This is a genomic window from Streptomyces chartreusis (genome assembly GCF_008704715.1).
Lineage (GTDB): Bacteria > Actinomycetota > Actinomycetes > Streptomycetales > Streptomycetaceae > Streptomyces > Streptomyces chartreusis.
The window spans coordinates 2,046,334-2,060,434 of record NZ_CP023689.1; the positions used below are offsets into that span (position 1 = coordinate 2,046,334).

The 14,101-nt window shown below is 71.3% G+C and carries 11 protein-coding genes; 5 read left to right on the plus strand and 6 right to left on the minus strand.

Annotated features, from left to right (window positions below; all coding sequences use genetic code 11):
- Positions 1–73: 73 nt before the first annotated feature.
- From CP983_RS08535 to meaB, 3 genes are read left to right on the plus strand one after another with little or no spacing between them, the layout of a single operon-like run.
- On the plus strand, positions 74–1,876 hold the full coding sequence (locus CP983_RS08535) for a methylmalonyl-CoA mutase subunit beta (RefSeq protein ID WP_150499156.1): 1,803 nt from the start codon (positions 74–76) through the stop codon (positions 1,874–1,876).
- Complete coding sequence (gene scpA / locus CP983_RS08540; RefSeq protein WP_150499157.1) at positions 1,876–4,038, plus strand: methylmalonyl-CoA mutase; 2,163 nt, start codon at positions 1,876–1,878, stop codon at positions 4,036–4,038. The genes CP983_RS08535 and scpA overlap by 1 nt, the downstream gene beginning before the upstream one ends.
- Positions 4,035–5,066, plus strand: a complete 1,032-nt coding sequence (gene meaB, locus CP983_RS08545) for a methylmalonyl Co-A mutase-associated GTPase MeaB (protein ID WP_125527415.1) — start codon at positions 4,035–4,037, stop codon at positions 5,064–5,066. The genes scpA and meaB overlap by 4 nt, the downstream gene beginning before the upstream one ends.
- Here the strand turns inward: meaB and CP983_RS08550 are convergent.
- Entirely contained in the window at positions 5,015–5,704 is a 690-nt protein-coding gene (locus CP983_RS08550; protein ID WP_150499158.1) for a response regulator, read from the minus strand. The two genes, meaB and CP983_RS08550, sit on opposite strands and share 52 nt — an antisense overlap.
- Positions 5,701–6,804 (minus strand): sensor histidine kinase, encoded by a 1,104-nt coding sequence (locus CP983_RS08555; RefSeq protein WP_150499159.1) that lies wholly within the window; start codon positions 6,802–6,804, stop codon positions 5,701–5,703. The genes CP983_RS08550 and CP983_RS08555 overlap by 4 nt, the downstream gene beginning before the upstream one ends.
- Before the next feature lie 167 nt (positions 6,805–6,971).
- Here CP983_RS08555 and CP983_RS08560 point away from each other — a divergent pair, with 167 nt between their 5' ends.
- Both CP983_RS08560 and CP983_RS08565 read left to right on the plus strand, forming a co-directional pair.
- On the plus strand, positions 6,972–7,979 hold the full coding sequence (locus CP983_RS08560; protein ID WP_150499160.1) for a carboxymuconolactone decarboxylase family protein: 1,008 nt from the start codon (positions 6,972–6,974) through the stop codon (positions 7,977–7,979).
- A gap of 150 nt (positions 7,980–8,129) precedes the next feature.
- Positions 8,130–8,798, plus strand: coding sequence for a hypothetical protein (locus CP983_RS08565; RefSeq protein ID WP_107907930.1), 669 nt, complete (start codon positions 8,130–8,132; stop codon positions 8,796–8,798).
- 22 nt (positions 8,799–8,820) lie between these two features.
- Here the strand turns inward: CP983_RS08565 and CP983_RS08570 are convergent, their stop codons facing one another.
- The 4 genes from CP983_RS08570 to CP983_RS08585 form a co-directional block, all read right to left on the minus strand.
- Positions 8,821–10,368: an NCS1 family nucleobase:cation symporter-1 gene (locus CP983_RS08570; RefSeq protein ID WP_150499161.1), complete on the minus strand. Its 1,548-nt coding sequence runs from the start codon at positions 10,366–10,368 to the stop codon at positions 8,821–8,823.
- A gap of 232 nt (positions 10,369–10,600) precedes the next feature.
- Positions 10,601–11,623 carry a TIGR03842 family LLM class F420-dependent oxidoreductase gene (locus CP983_RS08575; RefSeq protein WP_150499162.1) on the minus strand — a complete coding sequence of 341 codons (1,023 nt, stop codon included), beginning with the start codon at positions 11,621–11,623 and terminating at the stop codon, positions 10,601–10,603.
- 11 nt (positions 11,624–11,634) lie between these two features.
- Entirely contained in the window at positions 11,635–13,038 is a 1,404-nt protein-coding gene (gene hydA, locus CP983_RS08580; protein WP_030956319.1) for a dihydropyrimidinase, read from the minus strand.
- Between the two features lie 89 nt (positions 13,039–13,127).
- The gene (locus CP983_RS08585) at positions 13,128–13,970 is read right to left on the minus strand and encodes a nitrilase-related carbon-nitrogen hydrolase (protein ID WP_107907928.1); all 843 of its coding nucleotides are present in this window, start codon (positions 13,968–13,970) and stop codon (positions 13,128–13,130) included.
- Positions 13,971–14,101 lie beyond the last annotated feature (131 nt).

The window sequence follows — 14,101 nt, forward strand, 5'->3', positions numbered from 1 at the left end:
ACAATGCGGGAGAGGGCAAGGTCACAGCCGTGCCCACTGCTGCTCCTTTGTCGATCTGACCTAGCATCCGAGCATGACGGTCCTGCCTGACGACGGGCTCTCGCTGGCCGCCGAGTTCCCTGACGCAACCCATGAGCAGTGGCAACACCTGGTGGAAGGTGTGCTGCGCAAGTCGGGCAAGGACGTCTCGGGCACGGCCGCGGAAGACGCCCTGTCCACTGCCCTGGAGGACGGGTTGCGCACCCGCCCTCTGTACAGCGCGCGTGACGCCGCGCCCGATGCCGGCCTGCCCGGGTTCGCCCCGTTCGTCCGCGGCGGTCGAGCCGAGGGCAACACGGCCGGCGGCTGGGACGTCCGGCAGCGGCACACGGCGCTCACGGACGGCGTGGTGCTCGCGGACCTGGAGAACGGCGTCACCTCGATCTGGCTGGTCCTCGGCGAGGGCGGCATCCCGGTGACGGAACTCGGCCGTGCCCTGGACGGCGTCTACCTCGACCTGGCCCCCGTCGTCCTCGACGCGGGCACCGAGGTGGAGCCCGCCGCGCGTGAGCTGCTGCGGCTGTACGAGGAGCGGGGCGTCGCCAAGGAGGCGGCGCGCGGCAACCTCGGCGCGGACCCGCTGGGCCACGAGGCCCGTACCGCGAAGTCCTCCGACTTCACCGCCGTCGCCGGGCTGGCGCGGCTGTGCGCCGAGGAGTACCCGGGGCTGCGGGCGCTGACCGTGGACGCGCTGCCGTACCACGAGGCCGGCGGCTCGGCGGCCCAGGAGCTGGGCGCTTCGCTGGCGACCGGCGTCGCGTATCTGCGGGAGCTCGACGCGGCCGGGCTGACGGTCGAACAGGCCGCCGCACAGCTGGAGTTCCGCTACGCCGCGACCGCCGACCAGTTCCTGACGATCGCCAAGCTGCGCGCCGCGCGCCGGCTGTGGGCGCGGGTGACCGAGGTGTGCGGGGCGTCGAGCGCTCAGGTGCAGCACGCCGTGACCTCGCCGGTGATGATGTCGCGCCGCGACCCCTGGGTGAACATGCTGCGCACGACGGTCGCCACGCTGGCCGCCGGCGTCGGCGGCGCCGAGTCCGTGACGGTGCTGCCCTTCGACCACGCGCTCGGCCTGCCGGACGCGTTCGCGCGGCGTATCGCCCGCAACACCTCGACCGTCCTCATCGAGGAGTCGCACCTGGCCCGGGTGATCGACCCGGCGGGCGGCTCCTGGTACGTGGAGCGGCTCACCGACGAACTGGCCGAGGCGGGCTGGGAGTTCTTCCAGCGCATCGAGCGGGCCGGCGGCCAGGCGGCCGCGCTGCGCTCCGGGCAGCTGGGCGAGGACCTCGCCGCCACCTGGGAGGCCCGCACCGGCAAGCTCGCCAGGCGCCGGGAGCCGATCACCGGCGTGAGCGAGTTCCCGAATCTCGCCGAGCAGCTCGTGGCGCGCGAGCCCGCACCCGAGGCCCGCTCCGGCGGCCTGCCCCGGGTCCGGCGCGACGAGGCGTACGAGGCGCTGCGCGCCCGCTCCGACGCCCACCTGGCCGCGACCGGCTCCCGGCCGCGGATCTTCCTGGCGGCGCTCGGTCCGGCCGCCGCGCACACCGCGCGCCTCACCTTCGCCTCGAACCTGTTCCAGGCGGGCGGCATCGAGCCGGTCACCGGCGGCACCTTCGCCGAGAGCGGCGCCACCGAGGTGTGCCTGTGCTCCAGCGACGCTCTCTACGAGGAGCAGGCCGAGTCCGTGGCCGCCGAGTTCAGGTCGGCGGGCGCGGCGCAGGTGTTCCTCGCCGGCCGCCCCGGGCAGTACACCGATGTCGACGCCTACGTCTTCGCGGGCTGTGACGCCGTCGCCGTGCTGTCCGCCACCCTCGACCGCATGGGAGTGTCCTGATGGGAATCCCCGACTTCTCCGGGATCGAGCTCGGGGAGCCGAGGACCGACGCCGGCGTCGACGAGTGGCGGAAGGCGGCCGGGACCGACGGGGCCTTCTGGGAGACCCCGGAGGGCATCGCGGTCAAGCCGCTGTACACCGGCCGTGACCTGGAGGGCCTGGACTTCCTCGGCACGTACCCGGGCATGGCGCCGTATCTGCGCGGCCCGTACCCGACGATGTACGTCAACCAGCCCTGGACGATCCGCCAGTACGCGGGCTTCTCGACCGCCGAGGAGTCCAACGCGTTCTACCGGCGCAATCTGGCGGCCGGCCAGAAGGGCCTGTCGGTCGCCTTCGACCTGCCCACGCACCGGGGTTACGACAGCGACCACCCGCGGGTGACGGGCGACGTCGGCATGGCGGGCGTCGCCATCGACTCGATCTACGACATGCGCCAGCTCTTCGACGGCATCCCGCTGGACCGGATGACCGTGTCGATGACGATGAACGGCGCCGTGCTGCCGGTGCTGGCGCTGTACATCGTGGCGGCGGAGGAACAGGGCGTCGCGCCCGAGAAGTTGGCCGGGACCATCCAGAACGACATCCTCAAGGAGTTCATGGTCCGCAACACCTACATCTATCCGCCGAAGCCGTCGATGCGGATCATCTCCGACATCTTCGCCTTCACCTCGCAGCGGATGCCGCGCTACAACTCGATCTCCATCTCCGGCTACCACATCCAGGAGGCCGGAGCGACGGCCGATCTGGAGCTGGCGTACACGCTCGCGGACGGCGTCGAGTACATCCGCGCGGGCCGTGAGGCCGGCCTGGACGTGGACGCGTTCGCGCCGCGCCTGTCGTTCTTCTGGGCGATCGGCATGAACTTCTTCATGGAGGTCGCCAAGCTGCGGGCGGCGCGCCTGCTGTGGGCGAAGCTGGTGAAGCAGTTCGACCCGAAGAACTCCAAGTCCCTCTCGCTGCGCACCCATTCGCAGACGTCGGGCTGGTCGCTGACCGCGCAGGACGTGTTCAACAACGTCACGCGTACGTGCGTCGAGGCGATGGCGGCGACGCAGGGCCACACGCAGTCGCTGCACACCAACGCCCTCGACGAGGCGCTCGCGCTGCCCACCGACTTCTCGGCCCGCATCGCGCGCAACACCCAGCTGCTGATCCAGCAGGAGTCGGGCACGACCCGGGTCATCGACCCGTGGGGCGGCAGCGCCTACGTGGAGAAGCTGACGTACGACCTCGCCCGCCGTGCCTGGCAGCACATTCAGGAGGTCGAGGCGGCGGGCGGCATGGCCAAGGCGATCGACGCCGGCATCCCCAAACTGCGCATCGAGGAGGCCGCGGCCCGCACCCAGGCCCGGATCGACTCCGGACGCCAGCCCGTCATCGGCGTCAACAAGTACCGCGTCGACAGCGACGAGCAGATCGACGTGCTCAAGGTCGACAACTCCTCCGTGCGCGCCCAGCAGATCGAGAAGCTGCGGCGGCTGCGGGCGGAGCGCGACGAGCAGGTCTGCCAGGACGCGCTGGACGCGCTCACCCGGGCCGCCGGCGGCGAGGGCAACCTGCTGGAGCTGGCGGTGAACGCGGCCCGCGCGAAGGCCACCGTCGGTGAGATCTCGGACGCCCTGGAGAAGGTGTACGGCCGGCACGCGAGCCAGATCCGTACCATCACCGGCGTGTACCGCAACGAAGCCGGGGAGTCGCCGTCCGTGGACCGCACCCGCACCCTCGTGTCCGACTTCGAGGAGTCCGAGGGGCGCCGCCCGCGCATCCTGGTCGCCAAGATGGGCCAGGACGGCCACGACCGCGGCCAGAAGGTGATCGCCACCGCGTTCGCCGACCTCGGCTTCGACGTGGATGTCGGCCCGCTGTTCCAGACGCCCGCCGAGGTGGCCCGCCAGGCCGTCGAGGCCGATGTGCACATCGTCGGGGTGTCGTCGCTGGCGGCCGGTCACCTCACCCTCGTACCGGCGCTCAAGGAGGCGCTGGCCGAGGAGGGCCGCGAGGACATCATGATCGTGGTCGGCGGTGTGATCCCGCCGCAGGACGTGCCGACGCTCATCGAGATGGGCGCGGCGGCGGTCTTCCCGCCCGGGACGGTGATCCCGGACGCCGCGTACGACCTCGTACGGCGGCTGGGGGCCGACCTCGGGCACGAGCTGTGATCGATCTCGACGCGTATGTGAAGGGCGTGCTCGACGGGAAGCGTGCGATCGTCGCGCGCGCCATCACGCTCGTCGAGTCCACCCGGCCGCAGCACCGGGTGCTGGCACAGCGGTTGCTCACCGAGCTGCTGCCGCACAGCGGCAGGGCGCGGCGGATCGGCGTGAGCGGGGTGCCGGGGGTCGGGAAGTCGACGTTCATCGACGCGTTCGGGACCATGCTCACGGGGCTCGGGTACCGGGTCGCGGTCCTGGCCGTGGACCCGTCGTCCAGCCGGACGGGCGGGTCGATCCTGGGTGACAAGACCCGGATGGAGCGACTGGCGGTGGACCCGGCGGCCTTCATCCGCCCCTCCCCCACGGCCGGCACGCTGGGCGGTGTCGCCAAGGCCACCCGTGAGTCGATCGTGGTGATGGAGGCGGCCGGCTACGACGTGATCCTGGTGGAGACGGTCGGTGTCGGCCAGTCGGAGACCGCGGTCGCGAACATGGTCGACTCCTTCCTGCTGCTGACGCTGGCCCGTACCGGCGACCAGCTCCAGGGCATCAAGAAGGGCGTCCTGGAACTGGCCGACGTGCTGGCCGTCAACAAGGCGGACGGCCCGCACGAGCGTGACGCCCGCGCCGCCGCTCGTGAACTGGCGGGCGCCCTGCGGCTGATGCACGGCAAGGACGCCGCCTGGACGCCGCCCGTCCTGCACTGCAGCGGGCGTGAGTCGATCGGCCTGGACACCGTCTGGGACCGGCTCGAACAGCACCGTACGCTGCTCGACTCGACCGGCCGGCTCGCCGCCAAGCGGCGTGAGCAGCAGATCGACTGGACCTGGACCATGGTCCGCGACGAGCTCCTGGGCCGCCTCCACGCGGACCCGTCGGTGCGGGAGGTCGCGCCGGGGCTCGAACAGCAGGTCAGGGACGGCGAGTTGACGGCGACGCTGGCCGCCGAGCGGATCCTCGCGGCCTTCGAGGGCGTACGTGATCAGCACACCGGGGTGTCGGAACCTCGCGGGGCCACCAGCCCCGACTCGTAGGCGAACACCACGAGTTGGGCCCGGTCGCGCGCCCCCAGCTTGGTCATCGCCCGGCTGATGTGGGTCTTGGCCGTGAACGGGCTGATCACCATGTGCGCGGCGATCTCCTCGTTGGTCAGTCCGCGTGCCGCGAGCGCCGTCACCTCGCGTTCGCGGCGGGTCAGCCCCTCCAGGCCGGGTGCGGTGGCCCGGTCCGGAGGGCGGGAGACGAACTCGCCGATGAGGGTGCGGGTGACGGCCGGGGACAGCAGCGCCTCGCCGCGGGCCACCACCTCGATCGCCTGGAGCAGGTCGGCCGGTTCGGTGTCCTTCAGCAGGAAGCCGCTGGCGCCGGCCCGCAGCGCCTCGAAGACGCACTCGTCGTGGCCGTAGTTGGTGAGGATCACCACGCGGACGGCGGCGAGGGCGGGGTCCGCGGCGATGCGGCGGGTCGCCTCGATGCCCGTCATCACCGGCATCTGTACGTCGATCAGCGCGATGTCGGGTATCTGCGCGCGGATCAGCGCGAGGCCACGTTCGCCGTCGCCCGCCTCGCCGACGACCTCGATGCCGTCCTCGGCGTCCAGCAGGGCCCGGAAGCCCGCCCGCATCAGCGCCTGGTCGTCGACGAGCGCCACCCTGATCACGTCGTCCGTCATCCCGCCTCCCCCAGTGGCAGCCGTGCCCGGACCGCGAAGCCGCCCTCCGCGCGCGGGGCGGCCTCCAGTGTGCCGCCGAGAGCCGTGACGCGCTCGCGCATACCGGTCAGGCCGATGCCGGCGGTGGGGGGACGGGTCGGGTCGGCGGTGCCGTCGTCCTCGACGCGTATCGTCAAGTCGCCTTCTTCATAAGTGAGTTGCACGCTCACCTTGGCCGGGCCCGCGTGCCGGGCCGCGTTGGTGAGCGCCTCCTGGACGATGCGGTACATGGCCCGGTCGACGGTCGCCGCGAGCGGCCGCTCGTCGCCGGTCACGGTCAGGTCGACCGCGAGTCCGGCGGCCCGTGCCCGCTCCACGAGCAGTGCGGGCGTGCCGGTCGCCTCGTCGGTGCGCAGCACCTCCAGCGTGGCGCGCAGTTCGCGCATGGCCTCGCCGCTCGCCTCCTGGATGGCGAGCAGGGCGGGCGGCACGTCCTCGCCGCGCTTGCGGGCGAGGTGCGCGGCGACGCCGGCCTGGAGCTTGACGATGGAGATGCTGTGGGTGAGGGAGTCGTGCAACTCCCGTGCGATGCGCAGGCGTTCCTCGCCCGCTCGGCGCAGCGCCGCTTCCTCGCGGGTGCGTTCGGCCTCCAGCGCGCGCTGCTCGGTCTGGCGCAGGTAGGCCTGCCAGTTGCGGTCGGCGAGGCCGGTCACGACGGCGCACAGGAACCATCCGGCGAGCAGCAGTGCCTCGCGGACGACGTCCGAGGCCGCGGAGCCGACCGTGACGTATCCGGCGAGGAAGACGCCGGCCGCCGCGGCGGCCGTGCCCCGGTGTCCGGTCCGGGCGGCGGTGTGCACGGCGCCCACGACGGGGAGGGCGAGGCTGCTCGCGGGCCCGGCGTGGACGACGTCGGCGAGCAGGCAGGCGGTGGTGATCGCGAGCACGGCGCGCGGGGCGGTGCGGTGTGCTGCCAGGGCCAGTGAACCGGCCGCGATCAGTACCCAGTCGACGGGCCCGGCACGGTCGTCGGCCACGGCGGCGAGCACGGTGATCGCGCCGGCCACGACCGCTACGGTCGCGTCGGCGAACCGCTCGCGTGTGATTCGTTGCCCGCTCATGCCCGCACATTAGACGGCGCCACCGGCAGGTACGTCAGCCCTGTGGACGGCTCCTGGACTACTCCCGGCGCAGTAGTGCGGCAAGCCGGGCCGCCCCGCCGGCGCAGCTCCGACTCCGTTCGCCGGTACGACGACCCGCACGGCCCCGGCGGCGCACGCTACTGCCCATGACCACACCCTTCCGTCACACCGAACCCCTGCCGCCCGCATCGGCCGCCGGCACCGTCGCCGAGGTGTACGCGCAGATCGCCCTCGACTTCGGCATCGCCGAGCCCTCGACCTTCGTGGTCCTGTCGTCCGCACCCGAACTCCTGGCTCCCGCCTGGGCGTTGCTGCGCGAGTCGCTCATCGCCGGTCCGGGCAGCCGGACCGGCAAGGAGCTGGTGGCGCTCGGGGTGTCGCTCGCCAACCGGTGCCCGTTCTGCGTGGACGCGCACACCGTGCTGCTGCACGCCACCGGCGACCACGCGCTCGCCGAGCGGGTGGCCCGCGGAGGGACCCCGCACGACGAGGAGCACGCGCGCCTGCTCGACTGGGGGCAGCGCACGCGCGTGCCCGGCGCCGACCTGGAGCCGTACCCGTTCCCGCGCGAGCACGCCCCCGCCTATCTCGGCACCGCGCTCACCTTCCACTTCATCAACCGGATCGCGTCGGCCCTGCTGACCGAGAACCTGCTCCCGGCGGGCGCCCAGCGCTTCCGGGCGGTACGGAGCATCGCGGGCCGCGCGCTGTCCCGGACGGTGCGCCGCACCGCCCGCCCCGGGCAGTCGCTGGCCCTGCTCGACGACATCGACGCCGGTGAGGCGCCCGCGTGGGCGCGCGGCACGCCCGTCGGGGTCGCTTACGCGTCGCTGCTCAGGGCGGCCATGAGCGGCGCGGGCCTGCTCGACGCCACGGATCACGACCTCGTGGAGGCGGCCCTCCAGGACTGGGACGGCACGCATCCGCCGCTCGGCCTGGCCGGGATCCCGGACCGCCGGGAGCGTCCCGGCGCGCGGCTGGCGCTGCTGGCCGCGCTGGCGCCGTACCGGATCACCGACGAGGACGTGGCGGCATGGCGCCGGCCGCAGCACTCGGACCACTGTCTGGTGCATCTCGTCGCGTACGGCGCCTTCATCGCCGTGGACCGTATCGAAAGCGCCTTTTCAGCCCAAATCACCCAGGAGGCTCTGTAATTGGCCCAGGGCACCACGTAATCGGGACCGGTCCGTAATGGCGTCGGCACGGAGCGAGTTGGCCCTTCCGCCTCACAGTGAGTCATGTGACACTGGCGTCCCGTCCGCAGTGCGGACTGCTTCCGCACCGTCCCCCACGAGAAGTGCGCCGTGCGTTCTCTTCCCTTGCCGCTTGCCCTCACCGCACGACTGTCGCCTGTCGTAGTGCTCGCCGCCGCGGGCTGGGCGCTGTCGTCGGGACCCGCCACGACGCCGGCCGCCGAGGACCGGACGGCGACACAGAAGACGGACGAGGACTCGCCGTCGGCCCCCGCGACCGCGGCGGCGTCGAAGACGTACGCCGCCGCCCCCTCGCCCTGCGGCAGCATGGGCTCGAAGTCGATAAAGGACCTCGTGCCCGGCGCCAAGACGGCCGGCAAGGAGATCCCGTCCTCCGACGCCAAGCTGCGCCGCACCTGCTCGTGGAACGCGCTCAAGGGCTTCGAATACCGCTGGCTGGACGTGTCCTTCGAGATCACGGCCTCGGACGAGGCGGCCGAGGAGTCCTACAAGGGGCGCGTCGCGGACAAGAGCGGCGGGGGCACCGTGCCCGGGGTCGGTGACGCGGGCTACTCCGTGGTGAACCTCAGCACCGACGACGGGCAGCAGACCCGCGAGGGCACGGTGCTGGTCCGCGCGTCCAACGCGCTGGTCTCCATCACCTACAGCGGAAGCGACTTCGAGTCGAAGAAGGCGCCCGGCACCGACGACATCAACAAGGGTGCGATCAAGGCGGCCAAGGAAGCGGTCGCCGCCCTGGAGGACGGCCAGAAGGGCTGACCGTCCTCCCCGGCTCGCCTCGTCAGGCGTCCGCGCGTTCCTTGCGGCCGCCCATCAGCACCACGTACAGCACGAGCGCGGTGCCCAGGCCCACCGCCCAGCCGTAGTCGGCGAGCGGCTTGAGGAACGGGATCAGTCCGTCGGCCGGGAACGGCCCGGTCTTCGAGCCGTCCGCGCCCACACCCGAGTACGAACCGCCTACCGCGAGGACGCCGCCGACGACGAAGGCGGCGATGGCACGCCAGTTCCAGCCCGAGGAGTACCAGTAGCGTCCACCGGGCGTGTACAGGTCGGCGAGGTGCAGGACCGTCCGGCGGACGATCCAGTAGTCGGCGATCAGGATGCCCGCGACCGTGCCGAGCAGGCCGCCGACCACGCCGAGCCAGGTGAAGATGTAGAACTCCGGGGTGGAGATCAGCTTCCACGGGAAGATCAGGATGCCGACGACGCCGGTGATCAGCGCGCCCGTACGGAAGTTGATGAGCTTCGGCGCCAGGTTCGCCAGGTCGTACGCCGGGGAGACCACGTTCGCCGCGATGTTCACGGAGATGGTCGCGATCAGCACCACGACGAGCGCGAAGAGCAGACCGAAGGCGCTGTCGGTCTTGGCGGCCAGGGCGACCGGGTCCCAGATGGCCTCGCCGTAGACCACCTCGGAGCCGGACGTGACCAGGACGGCCAGGATCGCGAAGAGCGTCATGGTCGTCGGCAGACCGAGGGACTGTCCCCAGGTCTGCGCCCGCTGACTGGCACCGAAGCGGGTGAAGTCGGGGATGTTCAGGGAGAGCGTCGCCCAGAAGCCGATCATCCCCATCAGGGACGGGAAGAAGACCGGCCAGAAGTCGGGGCCCCAGCCGAGCTTCGAGGGCTGGTCGAGCAGCGCGCCGAACCCGTCCGCCTTGACCGCGATCCAGACCAGCAGGACCAGCGCGCCGACGATCACGAAGGGCGCTGCCCAGTTCTCGAAGTGCCGCAGGAAGTCCATGCCGCGGTAGATGATGGCGATCTGCACGGCCCAGAACAGGATGAAGCAGAGCCACAGCGGCCACGGGTTGCCCGCGATCTGGCCGGCGTTCTCCCAGTGGCCCCCGGTGAGCTTGGAGCCGAGCGCGAAGATGCCGCTGCCGCCGATCCAGGTCTGGATGCCGAACCAGCCGCAGGCCACGGCCGCCCGGATCATGGCCGGGATGTTGGCGCCGCGCAGCCCGAAGGAGGCCCGCGCCAGTACCGGGAAGGGGATGCCGTACTTGGGCCCGGCGTGCCCGGTGGCCAGCATCGGCAGCAGCACGATGACGTTGGCCAGCGCGATGGTGAAGACGGCCTGCTTCCAGTCCATGCCGAGCGCGACCAGGCCGGAGGCCAGGGTCCAGCTGGGGATGCAGTGGGCCATCGAGATCCACAGGGCGGCGAAGTTGTACGTCGTCCACTTGCGCTCGGCGACCGGGACGGGACGCAGGTCCTCGTTGGCGAAGGGGCTGTCGGCGGGGTACGCCTGAGGGGCGAGCTCGATCCGGCCGCCGCTGTCGGCGGACTGGGATATCGGCGACCCCTTGGGGACTGTATTGGTCATGAGCAGGCCAATCGATCTTGGACGGGAACGGGAGAGGCCGTGCGGGGGCCGGCGGGGCGACGGGAACGGGCGGGTACGGTCCCGCGGGTGCGGGTGCGGGCCCACCCCTCCCCGGGGCCCCGCCACCCCTCCCCTCCCCGGGGCGGCGGGGAGGCCGGGACCGGTGGGGAGGGGGACAAGGGGTGGGGGGTCGGTGGAGCGGTGCCGTGGCGCGTGAACTCGCGCGGCGGCGTCAGGAGTTGACCGCGGGGATGACCGACGAGCCGTACGCGTCGATCACCGCTTCCTGCGCGTCGTGCATGTCGTAGACGGCGAACTGGTCGACGCCCAGCTCGCGCAGGGCGTTCAGCTTCTCGATGTGCTTCTCGACCGGGCCGATGAGGCAGAACCGGTCGACGATCTCGTCGGGCACGAACGCGGTGTCCGGGTTGTCGGCGCGCCCGTGGTGGGAGTAGTCGTAGCCCTCACGGGCCTTGATGTAGTCGGTGAGTTCGTCGGGGACGGCGGCGGAGTGCTCGCCGTACTTGGACACCAGGTCGGCCACGTGGTTGCCGACCATCCCGCCGAACCAGCGGCACTGCTCACGGGCATGGGCGAGCTTCTCGGGCGAGTCGTCCTCGGTGACGTACGCCGGGGCGGCCACGCAGATCTTCACCTCGGACGGGTCACGGCCGGCCGCGACCGCCGCGTCCTTCACGGCCTTGACCATGTACTCGGTCAGATAGAGGTCGGCGAGCTGGAGGATGAACCCGTCGGCCTCCTCACCGGTCATCTTCAGCGCCTTCGGACCGTACGCCGCCATCCAGACGGGGAGTTCGGCGCCGGGCTTGATCCACGGGAACCTGACGACCGTGCCGCCGCCGAGGTCGGCCTCCCGGCCGCTGCCGAGCGCCCGGATGACCTTCATGGCCTCGCTGATCCGGGCCAGGGTGTTGGGCTTGCGGCCGGCGACGCGCATGGCCGAGTCGCCGCGGCCGATGCCGCAGACCGTGCGGTTGCCGAACATGTCGTTGAGGGTGGCGAAGGTGGAGGCGGTCACCTCCCAGGTGCGGGTGCCCGGGTTGGTCACCATGGGACCGACGGTCAGAGTCTGCGTGTTGGCCAGGATCTGGCTGTAGATGACGAACGGCTCCTGCCACAGCACGGCCGAGTCGAAGGTCCAGCCGTAGGTGAACCCGCTGCGCTCGGCGCGTTTCATCAGGCTGACGACCCGCGAGGCGGGCGGGTCGGTCTGCAGGACGAGTCCGAAGTCCATGTGCTCCGCTCCTAGTTGAGGTACTGACAGGTGGAGCGGGGTGTGTAGACGCCGTGCCCGGCGTGACCGGTGTACTCCCGCTCGGTGATGACGAGTTCGCCGCGCGAGAGGACCGTCTCGACCCGGCCGGTGGTCCGCCTGCCCTCGTAGGCCGAGTAGTCGACGTTCATGTGGTGCGTCTCGGCGGACATGATCTGGGTGGCCTGCGGGTCGTAGATCACGACGTCGGCGTCGGCGCCCGGCGCGATGGTGCCCTTCTTCGGGTACATGCCGAACATGCGGGCCGGGGACGCGCAGGCGATCTCGATCCAGCGGCGGCGTGTGATGCGGCCCTCGACGACGGCCTGGTGGAGCAGGTCCATACGGTTCTCGATGCCGGGCATCCCGTTGGGGATCTTGGAGAAGTCGCCCCGGCCGAGCTCCTTCTGGCCGACGAAGCAGAAGGGGCAGTGGTCGGTGGAGACGACCTGGAGGTCGTTCGTCCTGAGGCCCTTCCACAACTGCGCCTGGTGCTCGCGCGGCCGCAGCGGCGTCGAGCACACGTACTTCGCGCCCTCGAAGTCCGGCTCGGCGAGGTTGTCGGTGGACAGGAACAGATACTGCGGGCAGGTCTCGCCGAAGACGTTCAGGCCCTCGTCGCGCGCCCGGGTCAGCTCTGCCACCGCCTCCATGGCCGAGACGTGCACGACGTACAGCGGGGCGCCGGCGACCTGCGCGAGCCGGATCGCCCGGTGGGTGGCCTCGGCCTCCAGCAGCGCCTTGCGCACTTCGCCGTGATAGCGCGGGTCCGTCTCGCCCCGGGCGAGTGCCTGCTCCACCAGCACGTCGATCGCGATGCCGTTCTCGGCGTGCATCATGATCAGTCCGCCGTTCTCGGCGGAGCGCTGCATGGCGCGCAGGATCTGGCCGTCGTCGGAGTAGAAGACCCCCGGGTAGGCCATGAACTGCTTGAAGCTGGTCACGCCCTCCTCGACCAGCAGGTCCAGCTCCTTGAGCGTGTCCTCGTTCACGTCGGAGACGATCATGTGGAAGCCGTAGTCGATGGAGCAGTTGCCCTCGGCCTTGGCGTGCCAGGCGTCGAGGCCCTCGCGCAGCGAGCGGCCCACGCTCTGCACGGCGAAGTCGACGATCGTGGTCGTGCCGCCCCAGGCGGCGGCCCGGGTACCGGTCTCGAAGGTGTCGGAGGCGAAGGTGCCGCCGAACGGCAGCTCCATGTGGGTGTGGACGTCGACGCCGCCCGGGATGACGTACTTCCCGGTGGCGTCGATGGTCCGCTCGGCCGTCCAGGCCTCGGCGGCGGACGTTCCGGCGGCGGCGAGGGCGGCGATACGGCCGTCCTCGATCAGGACGTCGGCGTGCAGCTCGTCGGATGCGGTGATGACGAGGCCGCCGCGGATTACTGTTCGGCCGGTCATGGGTCCTCTCCCTCGTGGTCGCGTGCGGGTCGTTCGTGGCTGGTCGCGCAGTTCCCCGCGCCCCTGAGTCGGCTGCGCCGCCGGCGTTTCTACGGTGCCGTCAGCGGGCCGTACGTCCCCGGGGCGCGGTCCCGGTAGAACTGCCAGCGGTCGCGGACCTCGCGGAGCTTGGCCAGGTCCAGGTCGCGGACGACGAGTTCGGTCTCCTTGTCGCTCGCCACCTCGCCGACGAACTGGGCCTCCGGGTCCACGAAGTACGTGGTGCCGTAGAAGTCGTTGTCGCCGAGGTCCTCCACGCCGACCCGGTTGATCGCGCCGACGAAGTACTCGTTGGCGACGGCCGCCGCCGGCTGCTCCAGCTGCCACAGGTAGCGGGAGAGCCCGCGCGAGGTCGCCGAGGGGTTGAACACGATCTCGGCACCGGCCAGGCCCAGCGCCCGCCAGCCCTCCGGGAAGTGACGGTCGTAGCAGATGTAGACGCCGATCTTCCCGACGGCCGTCTCGAAGACCGGCCAGCCGCTGTTGCCCGGGCGGAAGTAGAACTTCTCCCAGAATCCCTGCACTTGGGGGATGTGGGTCTTGCGGTACTTGCCGAGGTACGAGCCGTCCGCGTCGATCACGGCGGCGGTGTTGTACAGGACGCCGGGCTGCTCCTCCTCGTACATCGGCAGCACGAGGACGATGCCCAGCTCCTTGGCGAGCGCCTGGAAGCGCCGCACGGTCGGGCCCTCGGGGATCTGCTCGGCGTACTCGTAGAACGCCTTGTCCTGCACCTGGCAGAAGTAGGGCCCGTAGAACAGCTCCTGGAAGCACAGCACTTGAGCGCCCTGTGCGGCCGCGTCGCGGGCCGCCTGCTCGTGGACCTGGATCATCGATTCCTTGTCGCCGGTCCAGGCGGTCTGGAAGAGGGCGGCGCGGATCACTCGGCTCATCGGGACCTCCGGTCACTCGGTGTGCCAGAAGGCTAGGAAGTCCGAAGCGGCGGTTTGAGTTGCACGGTGTCACGTCTGCGGGCATGCGGCGTGCCACGGTGTCACCCTGTCGTGATCCCATGTTTCACCGC